The following is a 17232-nucleotide window of genomic DNA, read 5'->3' on the forward strand; positions in this document are numbered from 1 at the left end:
CCCATGTCCCAGAGCTTTTATGACCGCCTGACTGAAACCCTCGCCGAGATCGATGCGGACGGGCTGTACAAGCGCGAGCGCACCATCACCTCGCAGCAGTATTCCGAGATCGATGTGCGCGGGACAGACGGGACCGAGCGCCATGTTCTGAATTTCTGCGCGAATAACTATCTCGGCCTCGCCAACCGCCCCGAGCTGATCGACGCCGCCAAGACTGCGCTTGATCGCTACGGCTATGGCGTGGCGTCGGTTCGCTTCATCTGCGGCGCGCAGGAGGTCCACAAAGAGCTTGAAGCGGCCATCGCCGACTTCACCGGCCAGGAAGACGCCATTCTCTACGCAGCGGCGTTTGACGCCAATGGCGGCCTGTTCGAACCGCTTCTGGGCCCGGAAGACGCGATCATCTCCGACGCGCTGAACCACGCCTCGATCATTGACGGCGTGCGTCTGTGCAAGGCCAAGCGCTATCGCTACGCCAATTCGGACATGAATGATCTGGAAGCCCAGCTCAAACAGGCCCGCAAGGATGGCGCGCGCACGATTCTGATCGTCACGGACGGCGTGTTCTCCATGGACGGCTATATCGCGGATCTGAAGTCCATTTGCGATCTGGCGGACAAGTATGACGCCCTGACCATGGTCGATGATTGCCACGCCCATGGCTTCATGGGCGCGAAGGGCCGCGGCACCCACGAGCATTGCGGCGTCATGGGGCGGATCGACATCATCACCGGTACGCTGGGCAAGGCGCTCGGCGGCGCCATGGGCGGCTTCACGGCGGCGAAAAAGCCGGTGATCGACATTCTGCGCCAGCGCTCGCGCCCCTATCTGTTCTCCAACTCGCTGGCCCCGGCCATCGCAGGCGCCAGCCTGAAAGCGCTGGAGATGGTGCGCGAGGGCGATGATCTGCGCGCCCGGCTGTTTGACAACGCCAAGCGCTTCCGCGCCGGCATGACCGACGCCGGCTTTGATCTGCTGCCGGGTGAACACCCGATCATTCCGGTGATGCTGGGCGACGCCGCCCTGAGCCAGAAAATGGCGGACAAGCTGATGGAGGAGGGCGTCTACGTGATCGGCTTCTTCTATCCGGTGGTGCCCAAGGGCAAGGCCCGCATCCGCACCCAGATGAGCGCCGCGCATACGCCCGAGATGATCGACCGCGCCGTCGCCGCCTTCACCAAGGTCGGTAAAGAGCTTGGTGTTGTCTGATGGGAGACGCTGGTCGCCTTGAAAAAAAGTACCCTGAGTATTTTCTTGAGGCTGGTAAGCGGACAGAAATTGATATTATCCGTATTGTTCAGGCACGAGCAATCTACGCGCAAGCAACCTTGAAGGGCGGGGCTTTCCAAAGTTTTTCAGGAACGTATAAGGGAAATGTTGCGCAGTTTTTACTTCATTCTTTGACCAATGAAATGGTTGCGGGATTAGCGCGCCTATTCGCTCCGATTAACATTCAAAGACCAATGCGAGAGCGTGATAGGTCACTTCGCCTTTCGGCGCATGCGCTAAAAAATGATGCCACTCTAGTAAAGCTATTTATAAGGAATGCTCGTCGCTGGGGTGCTTCAGGTGAATACTCAATCTATGAAGACAGTGGCGTCCGCCAGATGAGCTTCGCGGAAACATTGCGCCAACGGATAAAAGGAGCGAAAGCGCAAGAGCGTAACGCAATGCTTGAAGTTAAAGTAGCTATTGAAAGAGTTGAAAACTTTTCGAAATCTGAGGCGTATGGTCGCGTGAGAGCGCATCGATCGGAGCGGTTGTCTCATTCTCTTTTACATTCAGCTGATCGTAGAAAATATCGCATTCCTGAGGATTATTCTCTGACATATGGTGATTTAATTGATGCTGTTGATGAGGGAATTGTTGTTGCAGATAACGCATATGGTGCATTTTACAGGACATCATTGGGGCTAGAGGACCTTTCTCAGATTTGGTCACAATATGCACTTGAGTTTTGGCATGCTGCAGCGGAGCAAGAGCCTCCTGAACTCGATTTTTCAGATGTACTTCGATCTTAATTTTCATGCTGAATCTATTTCAGTACTTCAAGTTTTTGCATATCTATTTGACCGCGCCGTCGCCGCCTTCACCAAGGTCGGCAAGGAGCTGGGTGTTGTCTGACCGAAATTTAAGCCAGTCCTGACATGGATCAGGGTTCAAGGTTGATTTGACATGATGTAAAGACCCGACAGTCTGGGAGTTTGCATCATGTCTTTTACCTCACTCGCGTTCACCGTAATGGCTGCTCTGGCGGCGGCCTCGACGGACGATCTCGTCATACGCAACGTCACCCTCGCCAGTCCGGAACAGGACGCAGCGCTTGAAGGGCGATGGGTGCGCATCACAGACGGCCGGATCGTCGAGGTCAGCGCCAATCCCATAGAGGTCCATGAAGGCGACACCGTGCTGGACGGGCAGGGCCGGTTCCTCGCCCCCGGGCTGACAGACAGCCATCACCATGTCTCCTTCGTGCCGGGCATGGGCGCTGCAGGCATGCCGCCAGCAACCGATCATCCTGATCTTGTCGCCGCCTATATGACGCAGCAGCCGCGCAGCCTGCTCTATCATGGCGTGACGCAAGTGCTCGATCCGGCCCCGCTGACAGGCTGGGAGGGTTTCACCGATCAGCCCCAACATCCTGATCTGCTGCGCTGTGGCGAGGTTCCCGGACCGCATGACGGCTATCCGATCAACCAGCGGTCCGGCGATCATCCTGCAAGCGCCTATCCCTATGACATCGCTGCGCCGGACGAGGCGGCGCCCGTTATCGCGCGCATGCAGGCGGACGGCGCTGTCTGTGTGAAAATCTATCTGGAAGACGGTTTCGGCGCGGCCAGCGACTGGCCGCTGATGAGCGATGAAACCCTGGACGCGATCAAGGCCGAAGCCCAAGCGCGCAATATGCCGGTTCTGGTCCACGCCAACGCCATCGACATGTATCAGATCGCGCTCGATCACGGCGTGGGCGTCATGGCGCACGGCTTGTGGAACTGGCAATGGCCCGAGGGCGAACCGCCCGTGGTGGAGACGCTGGATCGGGTGATTGAGAGTGAGACCGGATATATGCCCACCTTGCGCGTGATGGCGGGGCTGGCCGATCATGTGCGCCCCGGAACGCTCGACAATCCCGATCTCGCGCCGGTCACGCCTGCCTCCCTGATGACGTTCTATCGTGAGGGTGGGGCGGACTGGTTCGCTGATGAGCTGGCGTCTGATTTTCCCGCCGATATGCCCAGAGACGAGATCGCCGACATTTTCGGCTTCGGCGTGCAGCGCGGCCAACGCGCGCTCGCCTATCTGCACGGTGAGGGCCATCCCGTGATGCTGGCGAGCGACTGTCCTGGCAGTCCGACCGCCATCAATCAGCCCGGTCTGTGCACGCTGCTTGAGATGGAGGCGATGGCGGAAGCGGGGATGAGCGCGGCGGAGATTTTCCGCTCAGGCACGCTCACGATCGCTGCTCAGTTCGGTCTCGAGGCGGAGTATGGCCAGATTGCGCCGGGCTATGTCGCCAATCTGGTCCTGCTGGGCTCAGACCCCTTTGAGAGCGTCGCCGCCTGGCGGGACATCGAGACGGTGGTCCTGCGCGGCGAGGTGATCGCACGCGACAGCTTGCAGGCGCGCTAAACGGGGAGGGGCGAGGCGGCGCTAAAGCCTCTTGGGCGCCGCTCTTGCCGCGCCCGCATCCCGCTTGGCTGGTATCGGTGTGAGCGCAGCGCGCCGGTAAACTCGTGCGCTGGATGCTTTGCGGGGTGAACCGGGTTTCACATGCTTTTGAGGCGAACCCGTGCCAGTGTCTGTCTTGATACCATGATCCTGGCAAGGGGGACGCCATGACCGAAACGCGCACTGCAGCGAACGGAGCTGATGAGAGCGCTGCCAGCAGCGCCCGCCCGGGCGATGAAATGCTGCCCTTTCTCAACAACTTCCACGACATCTTCACCACCATAGGCGTGTTGATCCTGTTTGCCGGTCTCATCCTGGGGGCGGTCCAGTTTCACGACTCCCTGGATCTGGATCGGGACGGGGTGGCGTCCGAACTCGTCTCGCTTGGGCTTCTCGGGCTGATCGCTCTCATCGCCTGGGGATTGTCGGCATTGCTGGTGGGGCGGCAGCGCCGCATCCTGCCGGGGATCGTGTTATGCGCGGTGTTCGTGGTCTGCTTCGGGGGGCTGTTGGTCTGGCTCTATACCTCCTTCATTCTGCCGCTTCTGACAGAGGTTGATCCAGCGGTCGCCTTTGACCATCTGAGCGTTTTTCAAGAAGAGACTGTCAGCGCGATGCTGAACGAGCTCGGCTGGGCGTTGCGCAGCTGGCCGGTGATGATCGGGGCGTTCTTCGTGGTGGCGGTCGGTCTGTATTACGCCAGCTTCCGCTTGCCGTTCTCAGGCGGGCTTCTGGGCGTGGCGATCGCGGCGCTGGCCGCGAGCATCTGGCTGGTGATCGACCCTTACAGCTTCATGGTCTTCAACCCGCTCGCCAGCCTGTTGATGGGGCTTGGGCTGTTTCTGGCCGGAATCGTCTTTGATGCGCGCGATCCCGCCCGAACCACACGCCTGTCGGGCACAGGGTTCTGGCTCCACTTTTTCGCTGCGCCGGTTCTCCTCTCCGCCGCCCTGACGATGGCGATCAATGGCGTGCGGATCGACCCGCAGGATAGCTTTGTCGGCATGATCTATTTTCCCGAAGGGGGAGAAGACGCCGCCGCCATGCGCGCCGCTGTCGTCACCTTGCTGGTCATTGCGGTGTTCGCCCTGGTCTCTCTTCTGATCAACCGACGCGCCTTGATCGTATCAGGCCTGCTGACGACGGGCGTCGCGCTTGGCGTGCTCGTGAACCAGCTGGGCCTGGACGGCGCGGGCGTGGTGGCGACGACCCTGCTGGTGCTGGGCGGGATCGTGGTGCTGCTCGGGGTCGCGTGGACGCCGGTGCGGCGCGTGCTGACCGCGCCCTTTCCCAATGCGGGCCTGATCGCCCGGATCATCCCACCGCCCGTGCATGGTCATGAGGGGTGAGACGCATCCCCGGTGAGGGGCGCTCTTTTCTTTCAACGCGCGGCGTGATCAAAGCGAGTTGAGACGTCCACCTCTCAATTGGGAGCCCCCGTATGAAAGCCCTGGTCAAAGCCAAAGCCGAAGAAGGCCTGTGGTTGCAAGATGTCGACAAGCCCGAGATCGGGCCGGACGACGTCCTGATCCGCGTGCACAACACCGCCATCTGCGGCACTGACGTGCATATCTATAACTGGGACGCTTGGGCGCAAAAAAACGTGCCCGTGCCCATGGTCGTCGGCCATGAATTTGGCGGCGTGATCGAGGCGGTGGGTTCCGACGTGCATCGGGTGACCGTCGGCATGCGCGTGTCCGGCGAAGGCCATGTGGTGGGCGAGAAATCCCGCGCCGTACGCGCCGGGCGATTCCATCTGGACCCCGACACCAAGGGCGTGGGCGTGAACATGCCGGGCGCGTTCGCCGAATATCTGGTGATCCCCGCGTTCAACGCCGTGCCGCTGCCTGACGACGTCTCCATGGAGCAGGCGGCCTTCCTCGATCCGCTGGGCAACGCCGTTCACACCGCCACGGCCTTTGATCTGGTAGGTGAAGACGTTCTGATCACCGGCGCGGGACCCATTGGCATCATGGCCGCTGCGGTCGCGCGCCATTGCGGCGCGCGTCATATCGCGGTGACCGACATCAACCCCGATCGCCTGGCGCTTTTGGAAAAGGTCTGCCCGACCGCTGTGCCGGTGAACACCACCAAGGACGATCTGCGCGATGTGCGCGCCCGTCTGAAGATGACCGAAGGCTTTGATGTGGGCCTTGAAATGTCGGGCGCGGAACCGGCCTTCAACCAGATGGTCGAGAACATGGTGATGGGCGGCAAGATCGCCATGCTGGGCCTGCCCGGCAAGCCGTTCAATCTCGACATGGGCAGCCTGATCATGCGCGCGATCACCTTCAAGGGGATCTATGGCCGGGAAATGTTCGAGACCTGGCACAAGATGCTGGCCATGCTGCAATCGGGCCTTGATGTCAGCCAGCTCATTACCCACCGCCTGCCGGCGACCGAATACCAGACCGGTTTTGACGCCATGCGCTCAGGCAAGGCGGGCAAGGTGATCCTGGATTGGACGCAGGTGTAGTCACTTCGTGAATGGCGTCAGGGCGCGTTCTGTCACAGAATGCGCCCATGACCACCCATCCTGTGACCCAACTTGAATTCTCCGAACTGCCCGAAGCCGAGATGCGCGACAGGGCGAATGCGTTTTATGAGATCATGCGCCAGCGGCGCACGGTGCGCGATTTCTCCGACCGGCCTGTGCCGCGCGAGATCATCGAGACGTCGATCCTGACTGCGGGCACGGCGCCCAATGGCGCCAATCACCAGCCCTGGCATTTTACCGTTCTGGGGCAGGGGCCCTTGCGGACAAAATTGCGTGAGGCGGCGGAAGCGGAAGAACGCGCCTTCTATGAGGGCAAGGCCAGCGCGGAATGGCTTGAGGCTCTGGAGCCTCTGGGCACCGACGCCAGCAAGCCGTTTCTGGAAACCGCGCCGTGGATCATCGCCGTCTTCGCCCAGCGTCGCGGCGGGCCGAAGCCGGGGGATGACCGGAAGAACTATTATGTCTCTGAAAGCGTCGGCATCGCCTGCGGGCTGCTGATCGCAAGCCTGCATCAGGCGGGCCTCGCCACCCTGACCCATACGCCCAATCCCATGGGGTTCCTGACCGAGATCTGCGAGCGCCCGGCGACCGAAAAGCCAATGATGCTGATCGTCTGCGGCTATCCGGCGGATGGCGCTCAGGTGCCGCTTCATGCGCTGGAGAAGAAAGCGCTCTCTGAGATCAGTGATTTTCGATAAGGCCTGAAGACGCGCCAGCGGTGCAACAGCATCGCTGGCGCTGTCTTGCTTAGCTTTTGCTGAGATCCGCCATCAGGCGATCGAGCGCGGTCAGCACATCTTCCGACGCGGCTTCCATCTCTTCCACAGCGGCTTCGGCGCCGTCGAGATCGCCTTGCGCGCAAAGACGGGCGGCGCGTTTGCCGCATTCGTGGGCGCGAGCGTGCGGGGGCTCAATCGCGATAAAGGCCGGGATGGAGCCATACTGGCTGCGCGCCTTTTCATACCATTTGCCCAGACGGCATGACCGGTGGTCGGACAGCTCGCTTTCAGACAGCTTGGTCGCGCCTACCAGCATGCTGTTGAGGCGTTTCTTCCACAACAAATGGTCAGACTTCGCGCAATGCAGTACGAAATTGTCGATATGGCGGTCGCTGAGCGCGCTGAGGGTCTGGCCGATCGTGGATTCGGTGCCAGCGCTCGCCTCAACCACATTTTCGACCCGCTCGCGCGCCTTTGTTGCGCCGTCTGCGATCTGGGTGACCGATTGCGACAGATCGGTGGTCGCCTTGGACTGTTCTGCGATCAGGCGGGCGATGTCGGACACGATCTGCGCGCTTTCACGCACCTTGTCGGTGACCGTGTTGACGGCTTGCTCGGACGAGTTGGCGGCGTCAATACCGGCGTGAATGGAGTTGGAAGAGTGTGACACGGCCTCGGTGATGGCGGTGACCTGGCGCTGCAAATGCTCCATGCGCAGGCGAATGTCTTCTGTCGCTTTGGCGGTTTGACCTGAGAGCGCCTTCACCTCGCCGGCCACCACGGCGAAGCCCTTGCCGGCTTCGCCGGCGCGAGCGGCTTCGATGGTGGCGTTCAGCGCCAAAAGGTTGGTCTGATCTGCGATAGCGGCGATCGTGTCCACGATCTCGGCGATCTGGCGGGACGCCTGTTCCAGATCGGTGACCCGGCCGGTAATCGTTTCAAACGCGCCGCCCAGCTGTTCGCTTTCCGAGCGGGTCAGCCGAACCGCTTCAAGACCGGATTGAGACTGCTCAACGCACGCGCCCAGGGAGTCTGCGCCGCGGCTGGCGAGCTTGTTGATCTCATGAATGGAGAAGTCCAGTTCTTCCACCGCACTGGACATGCCGCTGGCGTGCTTATCCATTTTCCGGACTTCGCCAGTGGCGCGCGAGACTGCCGCCATGGCGTTGGAATCCTGCATGGACGCGTTCACCGTTCGCTCCAGCTCGGCGGCGTTACGGCGTTTCAGTTCCTGATGCAGGTCGTTCAGCGCCTCCGCCGCCTCGTGAGGCAAGGCGCTCAGATCGGGAGCGCGCCCCACCTTGATGGCGGTGATAGCCTCAGCGAGCTTCGCGGACACAGACTGCGTTTCTGCGTAGTCTTGTGATGCCACGGCTTGATGATCCGCGACGTTCGACACGGCCTTGCGTCCAAAACTGAGCATAAAGTTTCCCCATACGAATAGGGGTCTACGGGTAGCCAGTGATTGGTAAACGCAGGGTTCACAAAGCCTTGGCTAAGCCCGAATACGTCGCTCAACCGCTGTGCACGACCAGATCAGGGCGATCAGCCAGCCGATGACGGTCCAGCCCAACAGCAGATTGGTCAGGAATATCGCAAATCCATTGTGGTGACCGCGCACCAGCGCGATCAGCGTGGGCAGGAAATGCAGCACCGCCAGCAGAATCATAATGTCCATGACCAACCTCCTTATTGTTTGTCGATAAATGTGGGGAGGGTGGCGACAATCCGCAAGTGACGATCTCGTAAGGTGGCGACAAAAAACCCCGGCGCGCTGCGCCGGGGTTTTGAGAAGCAAGCTGTGTCAGCACGCGACTTATTCAGGGAAGGTGTAGTCCTTGAACATCTCGCGCAGCTTGGTCTTGAGGATCTTGCCCGTGGCGCCAAGGGGCATTTCGTCGATGAACTCGATGCCATCCGGCAGCCACCATTTCGGAACCCGCGTCGACAGATACTCACGGATGGAGTCCGGCGTCGGCGTGGTGTTGGGCTTGGGCTGCACGATCAGCAGCGGACGCTCCTGCCATTTGGGGTGGGGCATGCCCACGGCTGCAGCCATCGCCACATCGGGGTGGCCCATGGCGGCGTTTTCCAGATCAATCGAGCTGACCCATTCGCCGCCGGACTTGATCACGTCCTTGGAGCGGTCCGTGATGGTCATATAGCCATCCTGATCGATATGTCCCACATCACCGGTCTTGAACCAGCCGTCATCGGTGAAGCTGTCCGGGCCTGCGCCGCGATAATAGCTGTCGATGATCCAAGGGCCGCGCACATGAATATGGCCGGCGGACTGGCCGTCGCGCGGCAGGACATTGCCGTCATCGTCCACGGTGCGCATTTCCACGCCAAACAGGAGGCGGCCCTGCTTGAGCTTGATGCCGACTTTCTCGTCATCGGTCAGCTCTTCATGCTTGGGCAGAAGCTTGCCGACCGTGCCCAGCGGGCTCATTTCGGTCATGCCCCAGCCTTGCTGCATCTCGACGCCGTATTCATCTTCGTAAGCGCGCATCAGCGCTTCGGGCATGGCCGAGCCGCCCATCAGCACTTTCTGGACGCAATCGATCCGTTTGCCGCTATCGCGCAGATACTGAAGCAGGCCCAGCCAGACCGTGGGCACGCCCAGAACCTGGTTGACCTCTTCGCCCTCGATCAGGCCCTGCAGGCTCTCACCGTCAAGCTGCGCGCCGGGCATGACCAGTTTCGCGCCCGCCATGGCGGCGGCGTAGGGCACGCCCCAGGCGTTGACGTGGAACATGGGCACCACCGGCATCACCACGCCGTCAGCGCCGACCCCGATCGCGTCCACGCTGCAGCAGGCCATGGCGTGAAGCACCGTTGAGCGGTGCGAATAGAGCGCGCCCTTGGGATCGCCCGTGGTGCCGGAGGTGTAGCACAGCCCTGCGGCGGCGTTCTCATCGAACTCGGGGAAATCAAATTCATCATGCGCGTTAGCAAGCAGGGTCTCGTAAATATCGACCTTGGTCTTGGTCTGCGGCTTGGTCGCTTCGCTTGTCATGGCGATCCAGCGCTTGACCGTCTTGCAATGCTTGGCCACCGCATCGACCAGCGGCGCGAAGGTCACGTCAAAGAAGACGTGCTTGGCCTTGGCGTGATCAATGATCCAGGCGAGCTGTTCGGGGCTGAGACGCGGATTGGCGGTGTGTACGACTGCGCCAATGCCGGACACGGCGTAATAGAGCTCCATATGCCGGTGGGTGTTCCAGGCGATGGTGGTGATCCGGTCGCCCGGTTTCACCTTCAGCGGTCCTGTCAGGACATTGGCGAGCTGTTGGGTCCGCTTATAGCAATCGGCATAGCCATAGCGGTGAATTTCGCCCGTATCGGGCAGGCGCGACACGATTTCGCGCTGGCCATGGTTGAGAGCTGCATGGTGTAAAATGTCCGCAATCATGAGCGGACGGTTCATCATCTGACCGCGTAGCAAGGCTCAGTCCTCCCCTGTAACCTGACGCTCAGCAGAGCCGAGCGCTGGTTCGTTTTGTTGTTACGCCTATCAAAAGGCCCGGAAGCGCAGTACGCAATCCCTTTCGCACCAGTTTCTTGCAGCCGCACAAAAGTTCGAAAGGCTTTGCAGCCATGACGTCTCCGCTTCCTGACTTCGATGATGTCCGTGCAGCCGCCGCACGCTTGAAAGATCAGGCGGTCCGCACGCCCTTGCTGACCAATGCGGCGCTGGATGACAGAGTGGGCGGGAGAATTCTTTTAAAAGCGGAATGCTTGCAGCGGACCGGCACCTTCAAGTTTCGCGGCGCCTATAACGCATTGTCCAAGCTGAGCGAATCACAAGCGCGCAAGGGCGTGGTGGCGTTTTCGTCCGGCAATCACGCCCAGGGCGTCGCAGAAGCCGCGCGCATCCTGGGGATCAAGGCGATCATCGTGATGCCTGAAGATGCGCCAGACGTGAAAAAGGCGGGGGTTCTGGCGCGCGGCGCCGAGATCCGCGCCTATGACCGGGCGACTGAAAGCCGCGAAGAGATCGCACAGGCGCTGTGTGACGCCAGCGGCGCGGCCCTGATTCCGTCTTACGACCATCCCGACGTCATCGCCGGGCAGGGGACGTGCGGACTGGAAATCTTTGAAACGCTCAAGACTGACGGCGTTCACGCGGATCAGCTGATCTGCTGTGTGGGCGGCGGCGGCCTGATCGCCGGCATCAATCTGGCCGCGCAGGCGCTGTCGCCTGAAACTGCGGTTTATGGCGCGGAGCCGGAAGAGTTCGATGATCACGCGCGGTCGCTTGCGAGCGGTCACAAGGTCGGCAATGTCCGCAAGGCGGGGTCGCTTTGTGATGCGTTACTGACGGAAACGCCTGGGGATCTGACGTTCGCCATCAATCAGCCGCGCCTTGCAGGCGTCGGGGTTGTGAGCGATCTGGAAGCGATGCAGGCGGTGCGTTTCGGATTTGAAACGCTCAAGCTCGTGCTTGAGCCGGGCGGAGCGGCGGCTTTGGCGGCGCTTCTGTCGGGCAAGATCGATGCGAAGGGCAAAACGACAGTCGTCGTGCTGACGGGCGGGAATGTGGACAGCGCCGTCTTTCAACAAGCGCTGTCCAGCGCGCTCTAACGGCCTTCGGCGCCGCCTTCTGCATCTTCATTCGGCTCAGTCAGGACCGGCGCGTCCGGGGCGGCGGCGTCCGCCTCCTCTTCTAGCGCTCTCTCAAGAGCCTGAGCTTCCCGCAGGGCGGCGACGAAATCATCGGGCAGGGCCGCGGAAGGTCGCGCGAGAACTGCCCCGACAGATCCTGTGTGATGTTAAGCGGCGTGGCTTCGCCATTGTTCAGACGCGCGCGATAAACCTGCAGGTTCTCGATGATGCGCTGGACGTAATTGCGCGTTTCCGAGAACGGGATGGACTCCACCCAGTCAATCGGGTCGATGTCATCGGTGCGCGGATCGCCATAGTTGTTCACCCAGCGCCGCACCCGATGCCCGCCGGCGTTATAGGCGGCGAGCGCCATCACCAGAGAGCCTTCGTAATCCGTCACCACCTCCTGAAGGTGGGCCATGCCCAGGGTCAGGTTGTACCCCGGGTCATCAGTCAGCCATTGGAAGTTATAGGGCATATCCAGCTGTCGCGCGGTCTGGCGCGCGGTGGCGGGCATCATCTGCATGAGACCGCGCGCGCCGGCGCCGGACACGGCCTGGGGATCAAATTCGGTCTCCTGACGAATAACGGAATAGGTCAGGGCCGCTTCAGGCGCCATGGGCGCAGCGTCCGGCAGGTCGATCAGCGGGTAGGCGCGTTCCGCCAGGATCATACCCTGCAGGCGCCCGGCTTTTGCAGCGCGGACCGCCTGACGGATCTGGAAGTATTCCAGCGCAATGTCAGTGATCATGGCCTGTTCTTCAGGCGTCTGCATCTCATCGTCAAAATGATACATGAAGACCCGGAACAGATAGTCCGCATTCACTTCCGCGAGCAAACGCAGGGCCTGAATTTCAGGCCGGGCGTTGAAGGCGGCGCGCGCTTCTTCGCTGGGATCGGGGTCAGGCGGCAGATCAAGCTCCGCTGCGTCCGGCCCGAGCGCCAGGATGGCGAGCTGACCGTAATAGGCGGTGGGGTATCTGGCCGCCGCGGTGAAGCGGTCTGAGGCGAGTTCCAGTTCGCCGGACGCCTCGGCGGCGCGGCCCTGCCAGTAGAGCGCGCGTGAGGTGGAGACGGGCGTGGTGACGCCGCTTTCAAGCCGCTCAAAATGCGCGAAGGCGACGCCGGGCTGATCGAGTTTCGTCAGCGCCAGCCAACCCGCCAGGAATTCGGCGTCAGCGAATTCAACGCCGCGCTCCATGCCGTTCGCGGCGGCGAGCTCATAAGCGGTTTCGAATTCGCGGTCCCGGATCAGGTCCAGGATCATCAGCTTGCGCTCGGTCCACATGGATTCCAGCGCCGCGTCATTGTCATAGCTGTCAGGCAGTTCCAGCAGCAGCTCCAGTGAAGTGTCCAGACCCCTGCGGCGGCGCCAGCGGGCGCGCTCATACACCAGGCCCGGCGTATCGCTCAGCGAGTCAGGGACAGCTGAAACCGCGCCATCCACGCCGCTGGAGCGGCTGGCAAGGCGTATGCGCGCTTCCGCGACGCGGCGTTCCCCCGCGGAGAGCTCCGGCAGGAGGCGGCTGGCGGCGGTGCGCTGACCGGCCCAAAGCAGAAAGTCGACGCGGGCGGCGTGATCGTCATTGGTCAGAAGCCCGCCATGCTCGCGCAGCACATCGCGTTGATTTGACAGACGCAGGCTCTGGGTGCGCCAGGCGGTGCGGATTTGCTCGGCGCCTTCATCCTCGCGCCCTAGCGCGATCAGGGATTCGCCCAAGGCGATGCGGCCCTCGCCGGTGACCGGTTCGCGATCTTCAAACCAGGCGACGATCAGGGCCGGGCTGAGCCCGGAATCCTCGATCTTCCATTCCGCTTCTCGGCGAATTGAAGCCTGGCGCGGCCAGCCTTCAAGCTCGTCAATGGCGCGATCAAGGTCTGAAAACGGCGCACGGGCGTCGCTGACCGCGATCCGCCACAGCAGGACATGGTCAGCGACCGGATTGTCCAGCGTGATGATGGCGGCGCGCACATCATCCCAATCGTCATCATCGGCGGCGCGCATGCCGCGCCTGAAGGCCGTAAAATCGGCGTCTGACAGCAAGATGGAATGGTTGGGCACGGGCGGTTTCAGCCGCGGTGCAGGCGTTTGCGCCGTCGCAGCAGACAGCGGCAGGGAGAGGGCGAGCAGGAACAGCGCGGCGCGGGCCAGGGTCACGTCTGTATGTCCTATGTAAGAGCCGGATAAACAGCAGGGTGAGCCAAGTGCAAGCCGCTGTCCATGATTGTCCTCTGCACTTGGCGCAAATCGGTGCGGCGCGTATGGTCCGCGCCCGAATTTGAAGTTCCGATGAAGGTCCGTCCCATGTTCAAAGGCTCCCTGACAGCGCTCGTCACTCCGTTCAAGAACGGCGCCGTTGACGAGAAAGCCTTCGCAGCCCTGATCGAGCGTCAGATCGCGGCCGGAACGGCTGCGCTTGTTCCGGCGGGCACGACAGCGGAAACGCCCACCCTGACCCATGCCGAGCGGCTGCGCAGCGTCGAGCTGTGCGTGGAGATTGCTGCGGGACGGGTTCCTGTGATCGCAGGGGTCGGCGTGAACGCCACAGCAGCGACTATCGAGCTGCAGGAACACGCCAAGCGGATCGGCGCGGACGCCGGTCTGGTCGTGGCGCCGTATTATAACAAGCCGTCCCAGGACGGGATCATCGCCCATTTCACCGCCATTGCGGACGCCGTCGCTCTGCCGATCATCGTCTACAATATTCCGGGCCGGTCCATTGTTGATATCTCAGTGGAGACCATGGCGGAGTTGGCGCGCCATCCCAATATCATGGGCGTGAAGGACGCAACGGGCGACATTCAGCGTGTCACGCGGCATCGCAATGTGATTGGCGAAGACTTCATCCAGCTGTCTGGCGAGGACGCTTCGGCTCTGGGCTATAACGCCCATGGGGGACACGGCGCGATCTCTGTGACCTCCAATGTGGCGCCGGAATTGTGCGCCCGGTTTCAGAGCGCCTGCCAGGACGGTCGCTGGGAAGAGGCTCGGACGCTGAATGATCGTCTGCAGCCCTTGCATGAGGCGCTGTTCGCGTCGCCGAGTCCGGGGCCGAGCAAATACGCGCTGTCGCTTCTGGGCCTGTGTGACGAGGAGGTTCGCCTGCCGCTGGTTGCGTGCCCTGACACCGTGAAGGTGAAAGTCCGCGCAGCGATGGAAGGCTGTGGTCTGCTATGAGCAAGAAAAAAGACGATAACGGCGTAGTGGCGGTCAATCGGCGCGCCCGGTTCGACTATGAGCTGGAAGACACGTTTGAAGCCGGCATCCAGCTCTTGGGCACCGAGGTGAAGTCCCTGCGTGCGGGCAAGGCCAATATCGCGGAATCCTATGTCAGTCCTGAAGATAACGAGATCTATCTGATCAATGCTGACATCCCGCCCTACGACCATGGCAACCGCTTCAACCATGCGCCGCGTCGGCGTCGCAAATTGCTGCTGAAGAAAAAAGAGATCAACAAGATCGCAGGTTCAGTCGCGCGCGATGGCCGCACGGTTGTGCCCTTGCGCATGTATTTCAACGAACGCGGCATCGCCAAGCTTCAGATCGCGCTCGCCAAGGGCAAGAAGACCGTGGACAAGCGCGAGACCAAGAAAGAACGCGACTGGCAGCGCCAGAAATCCCGCCTGATGAAGAATTTCGGCTAGGCAAGAGCTATCTGGAGAAAGCGCGGATCCAGGCGTCATAGCTCTGCTGGGTGACTGTTTCGGCTTTCGGCTCTGATGAAAGGACGGCTGTGCGCGCGGCTTTGGCTTGACCGGGCGTCAGGCCGTACTGGCGTTTAAAGGCTCGGATATAATCGCTATCTGACCTGAAACCCCATCGGTAAGCGATTTCGCTTATCTGCAATCCGAGCTGACCGGGGTTCAGAAGATCATGCAAGCTTCTGCGCAAACGGCGGCGCCGGATCTCGCTCGCAATGCCGTCCAGATGGTGAAACAGGCGATAAAGCCGCGATCGGGACAACCCCAAAGCGGACGCTATCATCTCCGGACTCAAGGCGGGGTCGCCAAGATTGTCGTCGATGAAATCCAGGACGGCGTTCACGACCGCAAAATCAATGGCGGCGTCATCAAGACTGACGGATGCTTGTTCGGAGCGGGCGTTGAGGATGCTTTCGGTCAGGCTCAGCAGCGGCTCGATCGAGGCCAGCCCTTCATCAAGGGTCATATCGGCGCGATTGGCGTCCAGTGACAGGATGAACCCGTAAAGCAACTTGGCGAGCGCTGTTTCCCTGGGGATGACGCGGCGGTGATGACCGTCCGCGGCGACCAGTCTGCGGCTGAGCAGATTGCGCGGGATAACAGCGGACACGGTCTGAAATCCGTAATCGACCGCTTGTAGGGGCGCGCTGGCGTCAATGATGTAGATGTCGCCGGATCGGACCTGACGCACCGTCCGGCCATCCTGGACTTCACAATGACCCTTGGTGAAGACCTGCACGATATAGCTGTCCAGACCGTCGGTGAGGATTTTCTGTGGCGGTCGTTCAAAGGACTGGGTTTCTGATGTGATGCGGCCCAGAACGATCTGGCCCAGCGCTGTGGCGTCAACCTGCGCATGAAAACGGGTCGGCGTGATCCGCATATCGATTTTGGCGTCGAAGACCACATTGATGCTGTCACGCCAGACCGCGAACCGCTCCTGAGGGTCGACGCTGCGGGTGTCAAAGATTGACCGGTCCAGTGTGCTCATACAATTCGCCCTCTGGCGCTCACGTCAGGGGCTGCCTGAAATACCTCTATAAGGCGAGTTAGCGTCATCGGAACACTATTCTCGTCCTTCACGCCTGTTTGGGACGATATGTCGATGATTTGAGACGCGCTGTACACGGATAGTCATAGCGATATTCCACGGCTTCGATACCGTGAAAAGAGCGCCGCTATCCAAAGTGGCGTGCGGAAATCCCGCAACTTTTATCGAGCTTTACCCTCATTGGTGGGCTGGAGAATTCAGGAGAACGACCATGGTCTTGATGAGAATCAAACCGAACCACGATGGCGCGTCAGTCGAGCTGCCCGTAGAGCTGTCTGCTTCGGTTCAGTATGTGACCGACGCTGTGTCATCGTTTGACGCCGCGGCTCTGGCGGTTCTGTCGACCAAATCAATCGATTTGGCCAACACGGTGAGCGCGCTGCCGTTCATCGGCTAACGCTCGCTGATAAGGCCGCCGCGTAAACCTCGTGCTTTTCGCGGCGGTCTGTTCCTGTGCAGTTGATGCTGCGCGTATCATGACTATCGCAAGCGGGCCTTTATGACCGACAATGCACTCGATCCGATGACGGCGCTGGGCCAGATGCTCTGGCTGTCGTCTCGTGCGTCAAATTACGCGCAAATGCCCTTGGGCAATATCGTGTCGAGCTTTGAATCCGCTATTTCGACACAACAGTTTCGCATCTATCGCTCTGGCGACAACGCCCCCTTGGCGTGCGTGTGCTGGATGTGGCTTCATGAAGAACATGAAGAGGCCGCCATCGCGACCATGAAAGCGGCGCCGTTCGGTGAGCTTGAAATGCAGTCGGACTGGGTGGGCGGCGACCGTCTGTGGTTTTTCAACTTTATCGCGCCGTTCGGCCACGGCCGGGCCGTGGCGTCCGATTTGCGCAACAATGTCTTTCCCGGCGTTAGTGCGCGCGCGGTGCGCGCCGACAAGCGTGGAAAGATCAAGCATACGGCGCTGTTCCGCAATGAAGCGCCGCGCTCCGCACACAAGGCCGCAGAGACCGCTTAAGCGTCCTCGT

Annotated in this window: 16 protein-coding genes; 11 read left to right on the forward strand and 5 right to left on the reverse strand. The window is 61.0% G+C overall.

The window, feature by feature from the left end:
* Window positions 1-3 precede the first annotated feature (3 nt).
* From G405_RS0114010 to G405_RS0114040, 6 genes are all read left to right on the forward strand, one after another.
* Window positions 4-1209 (forward strand): glycine C-acetyltransferase, encoded by a 1206-nt coding sequence (locus G405_RS0114010; protein ID WP_022702153.1) that lies wholly within the window; start codon window positions 4-6, stop codon window positions 1207-1209.
* On the forward strand, window positions 1209-2021 hold the full coding sequence (locus G405_RS17045) for a hypothetical protein (protein WP_156861553.1): 813 nt from the start codon (window positions 1209-1211) through the stop codon (window positions 2019-2021). The genes G405_RS0114010 and G405_RS17045 overlap by 1 nt, the downstream gene beginning before the upstream one ends.
* A 190-nt stretch (window positions 2022-2211) precedes the next feature.
* Window positions 2212-3630 (forward strand): amidohydrolase family protein, encoded by a 1419-nt coding sequence (locus tag G405_RS0114025; RefSeq protein WP_022702156.1) that lies wholly within the window; start codon window positions 2212-2214, stop codon window positions 3628-3630.
* 206 nt (window positions 3631-3836) lie between these two features.
* Window positions 3837-5018, forward strand: coding sequence for a hypothetical protein (locus tag G405_RS0114030; RefSeq protein ID WP_022702157.1), 1182 nt, complete (start codon window positions 3837-3839; stop codon window positions 5016-5018).
* A 92-nt stretch (window positions 5019-5110) separates the two neighbouring features.
* Window positions 5111-6145, forward strand: coding sequence for an L-threonine 3-dehydrogenase (gene tdh / locus G405_RS0114035; protein ID WP_022702158.1), 1035 nt, complete (start codon window positions 5111-5113; stop codon window positions 6143-6145).
* 47 nt (window positions 6146-6192) lie between these two features.
* Window positions 6193-6864 carry a nitroreductase family protein gene (locus G405_RS0114040; protein WP_022702159.1) on the forward strand — a complete coding sequence of 224 codons (672 nt, stop codon included), beginning with the start codon at window positions 6193-6195 and terminating at the stop codon, window positions 6862-6864.
* Between the two features lie 49 nt (window positions 6865-6913).
* On the opposite strand, the gene G405_RS16210 is transcribed toward G405_RS0114040, so the two are convergent.
* From G405_RS16210 to G405_RS0114055, 3 genes are all read right to left on the reverse strand, one after another.
* On the reverse strand, window positions 6914-8308 hold the full coding sequence (locus G405_RS16210; RefSeq protein ID WP_022702160.1) for a methyl-accepting chemotaxis protein: 1395 nt from the start codon (window positions 8306-8308) through the stop codon (window positions 6914-6916).
* A 72-nt stretch (window positions 8309-8380) separates the two neighbouring features.
* Window positions 8381-8563, reverse strand: a complete 183-nt coding sequence (locus G405_RS0114050; RefSeq protein ID WP_022702161.1) for a superinfection immunity protein — start codon at window positions 8561-8563, stop codon at window positions 8381-8383.
* Between the two features lie 138 nt (window positions 8564-8701).
* Window positions 8702-10333: a long-chain-fatty-acid--CoA ligase gene (locus tag G405_RS0114055; RefSeq protein ID WP_028284836.1), complete on the reverse strand. Its 1632-nt coding sequence runs from the start codon at window positions 10331-10333 to the stop codon at window positions 8702-8704.
* 152 nt (window positions 10334-10485) lie between these two features.
* Here G405_RS0114055 and G405_RS0114060 point away from each other — a divergent pair, with 152 nt between their 5' ends.
* The gene (locus tag G405_RS0114060) at window positions 10486-11472 is read left to right on the forward strand and encodes a threonine ammonia-lyase (RefSeq protein ID WP_022702163.1); all 987 of its coding nucleotides are present in this window, start codon (window positions 10486-10488) and stop codon (window positions 11470-11472) included.
* An 82-nt stretch (window positions 11473-11554) separates the two neighbouring features.
* Here the strand turns inward: G405_RS0114060 and G405_RS16215 are convergent, their stop codons facing one another.
* A complete protein-coding gene (locus G405_RS16215; RefSeq protein WP_022702164.1) occupies window positions 11555-13651 on the reverse strand; it encodes a lytic transglycosylase domain-containing protein in 2097 nt (698 codons plus the stop codon).
* Window positions 13652-13798: 147 nt separating this feature from the next.
* Between G405_RS16215 and dapA the strand changes: the two genes are divergently transcribed.
* The gene (gene dapA, locus G405_RS0114070) at window positions 13799-14671 is read left to right on the forward strand and encodes a 4-hydroxy-tetrahydrodipicolinate synthase (RefSeq protein ID WP_022702165.1); all 873 of its coding nucleotides are present in this window, start codon (window positions 13799-13801) and stop codon (window positions 14669-14671) included.
* Window positions 14668-15138: an SsrA-binding protein SmpB gene (smpB, locus tag G405_RS0114075; RefSeq protein ID WP_022702166.1), complete on the forward strand. Its 471-nt coding sequence runs from the start codon at window positions 14668-14670 to the stop codon at window positions 15136-15138. Before dapA ends, smpB begins: the two co-directional genes overlap by 4 nt.
* A 7-nt stretch (window positions 15139-15145) precedes the next feature.
* Here the strand turns inward: smpB and G405_RS0114080 are convergent, their stop codons facing one another.
* Window positions 15146-16186: a helix-turn-helix domain-containing protein gene (locus tag G405_RS0114080; RefSeq protein ID WP_022702167.1), complete on the reverse strand. Its 1041-nt coding sequence runs from the start codon at window positions 16184-16186 to the stop codon at window positions 15146-15148.
* Window positions 16187-16457: 271 nt separating this feature from the next.
* On the opposite strand from G405_RS0114080, the gene G405_RS0114085 reads away from it, so the two are divergent.
* Together G405_RS0114085 and G405_RS0114090 are read left to right on the forward strand one after the other, a co-directional pair.
* The gene (locus tag G405_RS0114085; RefSeq protein WP_022702168.1) at window positions 16458-16643 is read left to right on the forward strand and encodes a hypothetical protein; all 186 of its coding nucleotides are present in this window, start codon (window positions 16458-16460) and stop codon (window positions 16641-16643) included.
* A 102-nt stretch (window positions 16644-16745) separates the two neighbouring features.
* Window positions 16746-17222 (forward strand): toxin-activating lysine-acyltransferase, encoded by a 477-nt coding sequence (locus G405_RS0114090; protein ID WP_022702169.1) that lies wholly within the window; start codon window positions 16746-16748, stop codon window positions 17220-17222.
* The last annotated feature ends 10 nt before the right edge of the window (window positions 17223-17232 follow it).

The organism is Oceanicaulis alexandrii DSM 11625 (assembly GCF_000420265.1).
GTDB classification, from domain to species: domain Bacteria; phylum Pseudomonadota; class Alphaproteobacteria; order Caulobacterales; family Maricaulaceae; genus Oceanicaulis; species Oceanicaulis alexandrii.

Excerpts from the sequence above, each read along its gene's own strand:
- G405_RS0114010 (WP_022702153.1), top strand. The coding sequence starts at position 4 with ATGTCCCAGAGCTTTTATGACCGCCTGACTGAAACCCTCGCCGAGATC.
- G405_RS17045 (WP_156861553.1), top strand. The coding sequence starts at position 1,209 with ATGGGAGACGCTGGTCGCCTTGAAAAAAAGTACCCTGAGTATTTTCTT.
- G405_RS0114025 (WP_022702156.1), top strand. The coding sequence starts at position 2,212 with ATGTCTTTTACCTCACTCGCGTTCACCGTAATGGCTGCTCTGGCGGCG.
- G405_RS0114030 (WP_022702157.1), top strand. The coding sequence starts at position 3,837 with ATGACCGAAACGCGCACTGCAGCGAACGGAGCTGATGAGAGCGCTGCC.
- tdh (WP_022702158.1), top strand. The coding sequence starts at position 5,111 with ATGAAAGCCCTGGTCAAAGCCAAAGCCGAAGAAGGCCTGTGGTTGCAA.
- G405_RS0114040 (WP_022702159.1), top strand. The coding sequence starts at position 6,193 with ATGACCACCCATCCTGTGACCCAACTTGAATTCTCCGAACTGCCCGAA.
- G405_RS16210 (WP_022702160.1), bottom strand. The coding sequence starts at position 8,308 with ATGCTCAGTTTTGGACGCAAGGCCGTGTCGAACGTCGCGGATCATCAA.
- G405_RS0114050 (WP_022702161.1), bottom strand. The coding sequence starts at position 8,563 with ATGGACATTATGATTCTGCTGGCGGTGCTGCATTTCCTGCCCACGCTG.
- G405_RS0114060 (WP_022702163.1), top strand. The coding sequence starts at position 10,486 with ATGACGTCTCCGCTTCCTGACTTCGATGATGTCCGTGCAGCCGCCGCA.
- dapA (WP_022702165.1), top strand. The coding sequence starts at position 13,799 with ATGTTCAAAGGCTCCCTGACAGCGCTCGTCACTCCGTTCAAGAACGGC.
- smpB (WP_022702166.1), top strand. The coding sequence starts at position 14,668 with ATGAGCAAGAAAAAAGACGATAACGGCGTAGTGGCGGTCAATCGGCGC.
- G405_RS0114080 (WP_022702167.1), bottom strand. The coding sequence starts at position 16,186 with ATGAGCACACTGGACCGGTCAATCTTTGACACCCGCAGCGTCGACCCT.
- G405_RS0114085 (WP_022702168.1), top strand. The coding sequence starts at position 16,458 with ATGGTCTTGATGAGAATCAAACCGAACCACGATGGCGCGTCAGTCGAG.
- G405_RS0114090 (WP_022702169.1), top strand. The coding sequence starts at position 16,746 with ATGACCGACAATGCACTCGATCCGATGACGGCGCTGGGCCAGATGCTC.